This is a genomic window from Psychroserpens sp. S379A, assembly GCF_049800755.1.
Lineage (GTDB): Bacteria > Bacteroidota > Bacteroidia > Flavobacteriales > Flavobacteriaceae > Psychroserpens.
This window is the reverse complement of sequence record NZ_JBNAFQ010000001.1, coordinates 728,477-741,027: the sequence shown is the minus strand read 5'-3', so window position 1 is coordinate 741,027 and position 12,551 is coordinate 728,477. Positions and strand designations below refer to the sequence as shown.

Here is a 12,551-nt window from a genome sequence, read left to right as displayed (position 1 = left end):
TTTTAATGTGACTTTTCAATAAAGCAAGTGTCTTAATAATAACCTTTATAATCAATCCAAAATATTTGGAACCCTTAGAGAAAATTAGCAAACAAACTGATGAAGAATTAGTGAGTAACATTGTTAAAAACAATGATACTTTACTGTTTGAAGTTTTGTACGATCGTTTTGCGTCTTTAGTTTATAACAAATGTTATGGATTTGCTAAAGATGAAGACGAAGCAAAAGACTTAACACAGGATGTGTTTTTAAAGCTATTTGTGAAGCTGGCAAGCTTCAAAGGGAAGTCTAAATTTTCAACATGGTTATATGCGTTTACGTATAATCATTGTGTGAATTATGTCACTCGAAATACAGCTAAAAAATTTGAAAAGCAATCTGTAGATTATACAGATATTGAAAATATTTCAGAAGAACCAAATGATGAAGGCTTTAGTGATATGAGGTTAGATAAGCTTAAACAAGCTTTAGAACTCGTATCGCCTGATGAAAAAATGATACTATTGCTAAAATACCAAGACAATCTCTCTATAAAAGAGATGGAAAGTGTTTTAGATATTGGAGAAAGTGCTGTTAAAATGAGAATTAAACGTGCTAAGGATAAATTGCTAACCGTTTATAATAAGAATTTTGCGTGATGGAGAATCCTTTTAAAGACATAAATAAGCCATTAAAAGCTGTTCCACCAGAGTTAAAATCTAAGGTGATGAACGATATTGCCATTGCAAAATTATTAATGGAATTAGCAGAATTATTCTCTTATAACCTTGGAGATGTTATCGAAACAGTAATGAATAAACGAGATAAAAAATAATCGCTATTAATAAATAATCAATTAAAAATGAATACAATAACTGAGTATAAAAATATAGCCATGGAATCGCTCTCTACGATGTGGTTAGAAATGACGAAAATATTTCCAAGTATAATAGGAGCAATAGTCGTTTTAATTATTGGTTGGTTAGTGTCTAAACTTATTGTTAAAATCATTAAAAAAGCACTAAAGCTTTCTAAAGCTAATAAGCTTGACGATAAACTAAATGAAATTGAAATTGTAGAAGGAAAACAACTTAATTTCGATACGATAAAAATTGTATCAACCTTTGTAAAATGGATGATCTATATCATGATACTTATTGTGGTGTCTGATATTTTAAACCTAAAGATTATATCTGAGCAAATCAGTAACTTTTTAGGATATGTACCTCAATTATTTGTAGCCTTAGTCATTTTTACTCTAGGTTTATTATTCGCAAATTTTGTTAAGAAAGGATTGCAATCCTTTTTCGAATCAATGGATTTGTCAGGCGGAAAAATTATCAGTCAAATCGTATTCTTCTTGTTGGTTATTTTTATTTCAATAACCGCTTTAAATCAAGCAGGCGTTAATACAGAAATTATTACCAGCAATCTAACCATGATTCTTGCTGCATTTTTATTGTCGTTTGCTATAGCGTTTGGTTTAGGTGCTCGTGAAATTATAGCAGATTTGCTAAGAACATTTTATACGAGAAAAACCTATGAAGTAGGTAAGAAGATTGAATTTAAAAACGATATCTATGAGGTTGTTGAGATTAGTAATATTTCTGTCGTTTTAAAAAACGCTGAAGGGAAACATGTGGTGCCTATCAAAGATATAGTGGAAAATCAGATAAAAGTTATGGATTAATATAATTTTAGGGTTAAAGGTTAGTACAATTATATGGCTCTAACAATTTGAAGATTTTTCGCTTCCCTTTTCATTTTTATGGAAAGGGTTTTTTATATTTTAACAGCCAACAGCCAACAGCCAACAGCCAACAGCCAACAGCCAACAGCTATTTCCTCTTATTGCGTTTGTTGTAATTTTTATCTCCTCTAGTTTTGGGTTTCTTGTACTTAGCAGCAATTTTAAATTTATACGAACCTCCTAAATTCTCTTTTTTGTTTTTGTCCTTTTTCTCATGAAATGCAGCTCCAGGTTCCTCATCAGATTTGCGTTTTGTAGGATTGTTGCGTTCTCTAATTTGCGGACGCTCTTCTTCTATGAGTTGCTTTGAAATTTCAACAGTTTCAGGAAAATCTATAACTGGAATTTGCATTTCCATATAGTCTTGAATCGTTTCAATCGCTTCTTGTTCTTTTTCTGTTGAAAACGTAAGTGCTTGTCCTTGTTGCTCTGCACGACCTGTTCTACCAATGCGATGCATGTAGTTTTCAGGATATTTAGGTGTGTCGAAATTAATAACATGACTAATATTTTCAATATCTAAACCACGAGCCATAACATCTGTAGCAATGAGAATTCTGTTCTCTCCAGCTCTAAATTGCTCAATGCTTCGCAATCTGTAATTTTGTGTTTTGTTAGAGTGTATTACACAAGATTGGGTTGGGAAACGCTCTTCTAACTCTTCAAAAAGTTTGTCTGCAAGTTTTTTAAAAGCTACAAATATTAAGACTTTATTGTAAGATTCAGAGTCGTGTAATAGATATTCTAAAAGGTTAACCTTAGTATAAAAATTTTCAACATCATAGCGTTGTTGTTCAATATTGTGTAAAGGTGTTCCCGAAACTGCAATTGTAACACGTTGAGGTTTGATAAAGAAATCGGTAATTAATTCATCAACATCATCAGTCATAGTTGCCGAAAACATGATGTTTTGTCGACGCTCAGGCAAGATGTCAAAAATGTTTAGTAATTGATGTCTAAAACCTAAATCTAACATTACATCTACTTCGTCAATAACTAATTTCTGAATACTTTTTAATTGTAAAACACGACTTACAGCTAGATCAAACAATCGTCCTGGAGTCGCAACAATAATATCTTGTCCTTGAGCTACAGCTTGCTTTTGAGTGTTGATATTAGTGCCTCCATAAACACCTAAAACACGAACATTGATGTACTTTGCTATTTTTTCTATCTCATCAACAACTTGAACTACAAGCTCTCTTGTAGGAACCAAAACGAGAACTCTTGGATTGTCTTGAGTAGAATATTTTAAGTGACGCAAAATTGGCAGCATATAAGCAAAGGTTTTTCCTGTACCAGTTTGTGCTATACCAACAACATCTTTTCCTGAAGCGACCATGTTAAAAGCTTGCGCTTGAATAGGAGTAGGTTTTATAAATCCTAGATCGTCTAAAGCGTTGTAAAGAGGTGTGTTTAAGTTTAAATCCTGAAAAGTGATGTCTTGCTCCATGATGCAAAGGTACTTTTTTACTTCGGAATATGATACTTGTTATTCATCGCTTTAATTCTGTATTTTTGTGCATCATAAAATGGCATTGAGAACACTTACACGGAAACATATTTCTAATCCTAAAGATTTTAAAGATCAACTCTTAAGTTGGAGCACTCAGTTTGAAGAAGTCGTTTGGTTAGATTCTAATAACTACCAACAGCAATATTCAAGTTATGATGCTGTTTTAGCAGTTGAAGCATTTACAAGTATTCACACCGATTACGATGATGCTTTTGAACAATTAAAAGTTTATCAATCTTCAACAAAAGACTGGTTATTTGGTTATTTGTCTTACGACTTAAAAAATGATGTCGAACAATTATCATCTCGTAATTTTGATGGTTTACATTTTCCAGAATTGTTTTTCTTTCAACCTAAAAAAATATTTTTACTTAAAGGAAATGAATTAGAAATTCAGTACTTAAACTTTGTGTCTGATGAATTAGAAACCGATTTAAAACAAATTGAGTCTGTTGTCCCTTCGAGCGCAGTCGAGAAGTCTCAAAATCAAAGTCTATCAGAGCACATCAAAATCAAATTACGTATCCATAAGGATGCATATTTTGACAAAGTAAATGCTATGTTGGCTCACATTCAAAGAGGAGATGTTTACGAAGCTAATTTTTGTCAGGAGTTTTATGCCGAAAACACATCGATTCATCCAATAGAGATCTACAATAATCTTAATCGGATTTCAAAACCACCTTTCGCAACATTTTTAAGAGTTTATGATAAGTATTTATTGTCGGCTTCTCCTGAGCGTTATCTTAAAAAAGAAGGCACTAAAATCGTATCACAACCCATTAAAGGCACAGCAAAACGATCGTTAAATCAAACGGAAGATGATGAGCTTAAAAAGATACTTTCCGAAGATATTAAAGAGCGTAGTGAAAATGTTATGATAGTTGATTTAGTTAGAAATGATTTGTCTAAAACGGCAACCAAAGGAAGTGTAAAGGTTGAGGAGCTTTGTAAGGTGTATACCTTTGAGCAAGTGCATCAAATGATTTCTACTGTAGTTTCAGAAGTACAACCAGACATAAGTCCAGTTGAAGTTATTAAAAGTACATTTCCTATGGGAAGCATGACAGGAGCACCAAAAATTTCAGCAATGAAAATTATTGAAACGCTTGAAGAAACCAAACGCGGATTGTATTCTGGTGCTGTTGGCTATTTTACTCCAGATCAAGATTTCGATTTTAATGTGGTCATTAGAAGTATTTTATACAATGCATCTAAAAAATATGTATCTTACTCTGTAGGAGGAGCTATTACTGCTAAAAGTGATCCACTTAAAGAATATGAAGAATGTCTCGTTAAAGCAAAAGCAATGCGTGAAGTTTTGGAAGGATAATGAATAGTTATAAAGTTTAAAAGTTGAAAGTAAAAAAAGTTGTTATTAATTGATTTAAAAAATATTGTAGATTCATCTAACAATCTAACAATCTAACAATCTAACAATCTAACAATCTAACAATCTAACAATCTAACAATCTAACCATCTAACCATCTAATGATCTAACACAAGTGCTAACTCTATACAAACAACATATAACTAATAATTTCCCTTTTCTAAACAAAGGTAAGTTGCTTATTACTATTTCTGGTGGATTAGATAGTGTGGTATTAACGCATTTATGTTCAAAGTTAAATCTAGATATTACACTCGCACATTGTAATTTTAAGTTACGTGCAAATGAAAGTGATGTAGATGAACAATTTGTAGTTGATTTAGCCGAACAATTGGGTTTAGAAGTTTTTATAGAGCATTTTGATACAAAAACGTTTGCTGAAACTGAAAAGTTATCCATCCAAATGGCTGCTCGCGAATTGCGTTACAATTGGTTTTTTGAACTCGCTAAAAGCTTTAACTTCGATTATATCTTAACAGCACATCATGCCGATGATAATCTTGAAACGTTTTTAATTAACCTTACTAGAGGTTCTGGTTTAACAGGCTTAACAGGTATTCCAGAAATTAATGATAATATCGTCAGACCATTATTGCCATTTTCTAGAACACAACTCGAAGATTATGCACAACAAAATGATTTGCAATGGCGAGAAGATAGTAGTAATGCTTCAGATGATTATTTAAGAAATAAACTTAGACATCATATCATTCCGCAACTCAAAGATATGACTCCAGAATTGTTGTCAAATTTCAATACAACAATTTCTAATCTTAAGGAAACTGAAACGATTGTGGCAGAACATTTGAATGAATTTTTAGAACATGTAATCGAAGCTGACAACACAACTCAAGTGACATTTAAAATTTCAGAATTTAATAAAGTCAGTAACCCAAAAGCATATCTGTTTGAAGTGTTTAAAGATTACGGATTCACAGAGTGGAATGATGTCGTAAACCTTCTTAAAGCTCAATCTGGTAAACAAGTCTTGTCCAAATCGCATCGATTGCTTAAAGATAGAGATTACTTGATTTTAACCAATAGATGTCCTTCAGAAGGAAGTACATCTGAAGCATCTTTTTTTATTATTAATGAAAATGATAAAGTAACTAAAACACCATTTGGTACTTTAAATTTTGAAGTAGTTAAAGCAATTGAAGAACATTCGAAAACTATAATTTATATAGATAAAGACCAGTTGCAATTCCCTTTGCAGCTTCGAAAATGGGAAAAAGGCGATGTGTTTTATCCTTTCGGAATGCAAGGCAAGAAAAAACTCAGCAAATATTTTAAAGATGAAAAACTATCGTTAGTTGACAAAGAAAATGTGTGGTTGCTGACTTCTGAAGACAAAATTGTTTGGGTAATTGCAAGACGAGCAGATAATCGTTTTAAAGTTACTGAAAACACAACTAATATTTTAAAAATTCAATTAACTGTCACTTCGAGCGTAGCTGAGAAGTCTTAAGACCTATTTATGATATTAAAAGGACAAATTGTAGACATCAAAAATCGTCGCATTTATAAAGGCGAAATTCTTATTGAAAAAGGTAAAATTAAATCTATTGAAGAAAAAGATCATAATGTAAATCACTTCATTTTACCTGGTTTTGTCGATGCGCACATTCATATTGAAAGCTCAATGTTGGTACCAAGTGAGTTTGCTAAAATTGCAGTCAATCATGGTACAATAGCAACCGTTTCCGATCCTCATGAAATTGCCAATGTGCTTGGAGTAGAAGGCGTTGATTTTATGATTGAAAATGGAAAGCAAACACCATTTAAATTTAATTTTGGAGCACCTTCTTGCGTGCCAGCAACATCGTTTGAATCGGCTGGAGCTGTTATTAATGCTGAAGCTATCAAGGAATTAATGTCAAGACCTGAGATTAAGTATTTGGCAGAAATGATGAATTATCCTGGAGTTTTGTTTGACGATGAAGAGGTGTTGAAAAAAATCGCTTGGGCAAAACATTATAACAAACCAATTGATGGTCATGCACCTGGAGTTGTTGGTGATGATATTACAAAATATATAGCTGCAGGAATGTCTACTGACCACGAATGTTTTACTTATGAAGAAGGCTTAGAGAAGCTTCAAAAAGGCATGAAAGTTTTAATTCGTGAAGGTAGTGCAGCAAAAAACTTTGAAGCTTTAATCGATTTGCTTCCTGAATATTTTGAAAATATGATGTTTTGTAGTGATGATAAGCATCCAGACGACTTAATTGTAGGTCATATCAATAAATTATGTGCTCGAGCAGTTGCTAAAGGAATCGACGTGTTTAAAGTGTTGCAGGCAGCATGTATCAATCCTGTTGAGCACTATAATCTTGATGTTGGCTTGTTACGAGTTGAAGATGATGCAGATTGTATTGTGGTAGAAAATTTAAAAGACTTCAAGGTTTTACAAACCTATATCAATGGTGAAATAGTAAGCGAAAACGGAATCTCTAAATTGAAGTCAATAGCTTTTGAAAACCTAAATAACTTTAATACTAGTAAGAAAGAAGTTTTAGATTTTAAACTTTCTGCTGAAGCAAAGCAAATACGAGTTATTGAAGCGCTTGAAAGTCAGTTGGTTACTAATGAGCTTATTGAAGATGTCACGATTCAAGATGGAAACTTGGTGTCAAACATCGATACTGATGTTTTAAAAATGACTGTTGTTAATCGTTATCAAAATGATAAACCAGCTATTGCGTTTATTAAAAATTTCGGACTTAAAGAAGGTGCCATTGCATCTTCAGTTGGTCATGATTCACATAATATCATTGCTGTTGGAGTTTCAGATGAAGCGATTTGTAAAGCTGTAAATTTAATTGTTGAACATAAAGGCGGAATTTGTGCAGTATCCTCTTCCGAAGAAAAAATTGTTCCACTTCCAGTAGCAGGAATTATGAGCGATAAAGATGGAGAAACTATTGGGAAACAGTATGCAGAGCTTGATAAAATGGCTAAACAACTTGGTAGTACGCTTAATGCGCCTTATATGACCTTGTCGTTTATGGCATTACTGGTAATTCCATCATTAAAGTTAAGTGATAAAGGGTTGTTTAACGGAAATGTTTTTGAATTTACGTCCTTAACGGTTAATTAATAAAATGCCAATATTAGAATCAACCTACAAACCTCCTTTTCAATTTAAAAACGGATTTGTTGCTACAGTCTATTCAGGTTTAGTTAGAAAAATAAAAGGGTTAGAGCAACAACGTGAACGCATAAATACTAGAGATAATGACTTTTTAGATCTTGATTGGAGTTATGCAGAAAGTAAATCTGATGCTGTAATTATTTTACTTCATGGACTTGAAGGTCATGCTCAGCGACCATATGTTACTGGAGCTGCTAAACTATTTAATCGAAATGGAGTAGATGCGGTTTGTGTGAACTTTAGAGGTTGTAGTGGAGAGGATAATCGTTTTTATCACAGTTACCATTCTGGAGCTACAAACGATTTAGATGATGTGGTACAACATTGTATTCAAAAAGGCTATTCAAAAATTTACATTAAAGGCATTAGTTTAGGTGGAAATATTACTTTAAAATACTTAGGTGAACACCGAGAAATTCCGTCTGAGATTAAAGCTGCAATAGCGATTTCAGTTCCTGTTCATTTAGCTAGTGCTTCAAAAGAATTGCATAAATTTAAAAACAAAGCTTTTGCAATTCGATTTAAAAATCACCTCGTAAATAAGTTGAAAATAAAAATCAATCAATTCCCTGATAATATTACGGTTACAGAAATTAATTCAATAAAAACTTTAAGAGATTTTGATGAGGTTTATACATCTAAAGCTCATGGATTTAAAGATGCTTTAGACTATTACGAACAATCAAGTAGCTTGCAATTCTTAAAAAACATAACAGTTCCAACATTACTAATAAATGCGTTAAATGATTCGTTTTTGTCTGCTGAATGCTTTCCAGTAAAAGAAGCAAAACAGAATGATAATCTACATTTAGAAATGCCAAAATTTGGTGGTCACGTAGGATTTATTCAAAAGAATAATATCTACTATAACGAAAAGCGTGCTTTAGAGTTTGTTAAAGCTACAGTGCAAGATTAGTTATTATTACATTGTATGCTTCTTGCTTCAGTGCCATTACCAGTTCTAATAAAGTCGGTTTCATCTTGGCATTCTACAGCAACACGATTGGTCTCAATTCTATTTAATAACCAGATGCCGTTTTCTACGTATTTTTCTTCGATGCAAGTGATTTCTTCACATTCGCAAGCTGTTTCAGTTTCATCTGATTCGGTTGTACAGCTAAAAAACAGCAAACACGATATTGTAAACAACAATAGGTTTGATTGTAGTAATTTTTTCATAGTAGGTTAAATTTGGGATGACAAACATAGAATTATTTTTCATTTTATCTATAAAATGTATTATTTATTCGACGAACGGTAAGTTTTCAGTCAGTTATGTTAGATGCAGAAGCTTCAATTACGATGTTCGAAAACATGAAAAATGGTGTGCGTGTAAGGGTTATTCAAGAGAATAATATCTACTATAATGAAATGCGTGCTTTAGAGTTTGTTAGTCAACAACTAAAGCCATAGATTTGAACAAAAATGAATTATAATGAAACACTTTTTCGTCTTTTCTTTAATCTTATTAGTTTCAATGTCAATAACAGCTCAAACGCAATTAGGTAGCGATATTAATGGACTTGCAATTTACAATGCTTTAGGTTGGTCGGTCGCGACATCTGGTGACGGACAAACAATTGTTGTAGGAGCACCAAATAGCTCTATAAATGGCGATAGTTCTGGTCAAATAAAGGTGTTTCAGTTTGATGGTACAGATTGGGTACAATTAGGAAGTACGTTTGATGCTTATGCAGAAAGTGATAACGCAGGACGTTCAGTTGATATTACTGACGACGGATTAACAATTGTTATCGGAATTCAGTATAGTGACACGTTTGAAGTTACTGAAGGAAGTGTTCAAGTATTTGGATTTGATGGAAATGATTGGATTCAAAAAGGAAGTACCTTATATGGTAGTGATGGTTTTCACGAATTTGGTACAAATGTCACTATTTCTAATGATGGTAACCGAATTACTGTTGGCGCACCTTATTTTGACAGTGCCACAAACGGAAGCGATACAGGTGCTTTAAAGATTTTTGATTATGATGGCAGTCAGTGGAATTTATCTTTTGAAGTTGAAGGCGATACCTCAAATGATGTTTTTGGAATGTCTGTAGATATGTCTGGTGACGGAAATCATGTGATTTGTGGTGCTTGGATTAATGAAGATGGTACAACTAGAGTAGGTTATGCTAAAGTCTATGCTTTTGATAATTCTACTTGGACTCAAGTTGGTGCTACACTTACAGGAGATGTTCCGAGTATCTTTTTTGGAGCGTCCTCTGCAATTTCTGATGATGGAACCAGAATTGCTATTGGTAGTTGGGGAAATGATGATAACGGTAATAATTCTGGCGAAGTTGAGGTGTTTGAATTGAATGCTAATTCTTGGCAGCCTTTAGGTCTAGCTCTTCAAGGTGATGGAGGCTTTCAGCGTTTTGGTTGGTCTATTGATTTGTCTGGAGATGGAAGCATTTTAGCTGTTGGAGCACCTCAAGCTAATTATATGAAGCTCTATAGATTTGCTAACGATAATTGGAATCAGATTGGAAATCCTTTAACAGGTGTGAACGGAAATGATGAATTTGGTTGGGTAGTTGACCTAACAACCGATGGAACAAAAGTTGTTGTTGGTGATCCAAGTAACGATAATAATGCTAGTTATGCTGGTTTTGCTCAAGTGTATGATATTACAGATGTACTTTCGGTTTCTGAATTTGAAGATAATACATTCACAGTATTTCCTAATCCAACAAATTCTAAACTAACGATTCAGAGTAACGTTGATATTCATGACATTAGTATTGTTGATATCAACGGAAGAATTTTAAAAACTTTTGATAATCTAGAAGCGAGCCAAAATGTAAATTTAGATGTCGAAAACCTATCTAATGGTATCTATTTCTTGAAAATTCAAGCTGATAGTAAAGGGCAAGTGATTCGATTTGTGAAAAATTAAATCAATGTTTACTATTTTTTAAATTCTATAATTGATAGAATATTATCTATATTTGAGTAAATATTCTTCAAATGCTCAAAAAAGTTTATGGTAGTGCAGTTTTTGGTGTTGAAGCCACCACAATAGCTGTCGAAGTTAATGTTGATACAGGAATTGGTTATCATTTGGTGGGTTTGCCAGACAATGCGATTAAAGAAAGTAATTTCAGAATTGCCGCAGCACTTCAAAATAATGGTTATAAAATTCCAGGAAAAAAGATTATTATCAATATGTCGCCTGCCGATTTGCGTAAGGAAGGTTCGGCTTATGATCTGACTTTGGCAATTGGGATTTTAGTAGCTACGAATCAAATTAAAGCTGAACATTTAGAAGACTATCTCATTATGGGAGAATTGTCTTTAGATGGAAACTTGCAACCTATAAAAGGCGCTTTGCCTATTGCTGTTAAGGCGAAAGAGGAAGGTTTTAAAGGATTTATTCTTCCGAAGCAAAATGCAAAAGAAGCTGCTATTGTTGATGGATTAGAAGTTTTTGGTGTTGAGAATATTAAAGACGTGATTTATCATTTTGATAAAGGCGAATTAATTCCGAAAACGATTATCAATACCAAAGAGGAATTCTACAAAAACTTAGACTTTCCTGAGTTTGATTTTAGCGATGTTAAAGGTCAAGAAAGTATCAAGCGTTGTATGGAAATTGCAGCTGCTGGTGGACATAACATTATCTTGATTGGACCTCCAGGAGCTGGCAAGACTATGTTAGCTAAACGATTGCCAAGTATTTTGCCGCCTATGACTTTAGATGAAGCCTTAGAAACTACAAAAATTCATTCGGTAGTTGGTCGTGTTAAAGCGCATACAGGAATCATGGCGCAACGACCATTTAGAAGTCCGCATCACACGATATCAAATGTGGCCTTGGTTGGAGGCGGAAGTTATCCGCAACCTGGAGAAATTTCATTATCGCATAATGGCGTGTTGTTTTTAGATGAGTTACCAGAATTTAAACGCGAAGTGCTGGAAGTGATGCGTCAACCCTTAGAAGATCGTGAAGTGACGATTTCTAGAGCGAGATTTACAGTAACCTATCCTTCATCATTTATGTTAGTGGCTAGTATGAATCCGAGTCCGAGTGGTTATTTCAATGATCCTAATGCGCCTGCAACATCTTCTCCAGCTGAAATGCAACGCTATTTGAGTAAGATTTCTGGGCCTTTGTTAGATCGTATCGATATTCATATTGAAGTCACTCCTGTGCCTTTTGATAAACTATCTGATGATCGTAAAGGTGAGTCTTCAGTCGACATAAGAAAGCGCGTGACAGCAGCTCGGAAGCTTCAAACGAAGCGCTTTGGAACTTCAGAGAATGTGCATTACAATGCGCAAATGACGACCAAGCAAATTCGTAAGTATTGTAAATTGGATAAGGATTCCTTAGAGCTTCTAAAAAATGCAATGGAGCGTTTAAATCTTTCGGCTAGAGCTTATGATCGGATTCTAAAAGTATCGAGAACAATTGCTGATTTGGAAGCTTCAGAACATATTCAAGGGAATCATATTTCAGAAGCCATTCAGTATAGAAGCATGGATCGCGAAGGTTGGTTGGGTTAATTCTAAACATGTTTAAGTTTATAACATGAAAATGTTTACGTACTCAGTTTTGCGATTTTTGTGTTGATGTACAGTTCTTCTGAACAACAAAAAAACCATCGAGTTTAGTTGAAATACCACAAACTTCAATTCCAACTTTAAATCTAGAACAAGCCAATCGTTTGGTGTAATGTCCTCAGATAATTGACAAAGAAATTTTAGAAGATGTCTTAAATTTTAAAAATCATCTTATAGATTTTGTGTTAA

At 33.5% G+C, this 12,551-nt stretch carries 12 protein-coding genes; 10 read left to right on the top strand and 2 right to left on the bottom strand.

Annotated features, from left to right (window positions below):
- The first annotated feature begins 65 nt into the window (after positions 1 to 65).
- The 3 genes from ACP15M_RS03320 to ACP15M_RS03310 are packed head-to-tail and all read left to right on the top strand — an operon-like array spanning position 66 to position 1,669.
- Positions 66 to 638: an RNA polymerase sigma factor gene (locus ACP15M_RS03320; protein WP_425075751.1), complete on the top strand. Its 573-nt coding sequence runs from the start codon at positions 66 to 68 to the stop codon at positions 636 to 638.
- A complete protein-coding gene (locus tag ACP15M_RS03315) occupies positions 638 to 814 on the top strand; it encodes a hypothetical protein (protein ID WP_425075750.1) in 177 nt (58 codons plus the stop codon). Before ACP15M_RS03320 ends, ACP15M_RS03315 begins: the two co-directional genes overlap by 1 nt.
- Positions 815 to 841: 27 nt before the next feature.
- Positions 842 to 1,669, top strand: a complete 828-nt coding sequence (locus tag ACP15M_RS03310; protein WP_425075749.1) for a mechanosensitive ion channel family protein — start codon at positions 842 to 844, stop codon at positions 1,667 to 1,669.
- 148 nt (positions 1,670 to 1,817) lie between these two features.
- Here ACP15M_RS03310 and ACP15M_RS03305 read toward each other — a convergent pair whose 3' ends face one another.
- Positions 1,818 to 3,182 (bottom strand): DEAD/DEAH box helicase, encoded by a 1,365-nt coding sequence (locus ACP15M_RS03305; RefSeq protein WP_425075748.1) that lies wholly within the window; start codon positions 3,180 to 3,182, stop codon positions 1,818 to 1,820.
- A gap of 79 nt (positions 3,183 to 3,261) precedes the next feature.
- Between ACP15M_RS03305 and ACP15M_RS03300 the strand changes: the two genes are divergently transcribed.
- From ACP15M_RS03300 to ACP15M_RS03285, 4 genes are all read left to right on the top strand, one after another.
- Positions 3,262 to 4,578 (top strand): anthranilate synthase component I family protein, encoded by a 1,317-nt coding sequence (locus ACP15M_RS03300; RefSeq protein WP_425075747.1) that lies wholly within the window; start codon positions 3,262 to 3,264, stop codon positions 4,576 to 4,578.
- Positions 4,579 to 4,811: 233 nt separating this feature from the next.
- Complete coding sequence (gene tilS / locus ACP15M_RS03295; RefSeq protein WP_425075746.1) at positions 4,812 to 6,104, top strand: tRNA lysidine(34) synthetase TilS; 1,293 nt, start codon at positions 4,812 to 4,814, stop codon at positions 6,102 to 6,104.
- Between the two features lie 9 nt (positions 6,105 to 6,113).
- Positions 6,114 to 7,736: an adenine deaminase gene (gene ade / locus ACP15M_RS03290; protein WP_425075745.1), complete on the top strand. Its 1,623-nt coding sequence runs from the start codon at positions 6,114 to 6,116 to the stop codon at positions 7,734 to 7,736.
- Positions 7,737 to 7,740: 4 nt separating this feature from the next.
- Entirely contained in the window at positions 7,741 to 8,706 is a 966-nt protein-coding gene (locus tag ACP15M_RS03285; RefSeq protein WP_425075744.1) for a YheT family hydrolase, read from the top strand.
- Here the strand turns inward: ACP15M_RS03285 and ACP15M_RS03280 are convergent.
- The gene (locus ACP15M_RS03280; RefSeq protein ID WP_425075743.1) at positions 8,703 to 8,969 is read right to left on the bottom strand and encodes a hypothetical protein; all 267 of its coding nucleotides are present in this window, start codon (positions 8,967 to 8,969) and stop codon (positions 8,703 to 8,705) included. The two genes, ACP15M_RS03285 and ACP15M_RS03280, sit on opposite strands and share 4 nt — an antisense overlap.
- Positions 8,970 to 9,065: 96 nt before the next feature.
- On the opposite strand from ACP15M_RS03280, the gene ACP15M_RS03275 reads away from it, so the two are divergent.
- From ACP15M_RS03275 to ACP15M_RS03265, 3 genes are all read left to right on the top strand, one after another.
- Complete coding sequence (locus ACP15M_RS03275; protein ID WP_425075742.1) at positions 9,066 to 9,203, top strand: hypothetical protein; 138 nt, start codon at positions 9,066 to 9,068, stop codon at positions 9,201 to 9,203.
- A gap of 22 nt (positions 9,204 to 9,225) precedes the next feature.
- Entirely contained in the window at positions 9,226 to 10,695 is a 1,470-nt protein-coding gene (locus ACP15M_RS03270; RefSeq protein WP_425075741.1) for a T9SS type A sorting domain-containing protein, read from the top strand.
- A gap of 71 nt (positions 10,696 to 10,766) precedes the next feature.
- The gene (locus tag ACP15M_RS03265) at positions 10,767 to 12,305 is read left to right on the top strand and encodes a YifB family Mg chelatase-like AAA ATPase (protein ID WP_425075740.1); all 1,539 of its coding nucleotides are present in this window, start codon (positions 10,767 to 10,769) and stop codon (positions 12,303 to 12,305) included.
- Positions 12,306 to 12,551 lie beyond the last annotated feature (246 nt).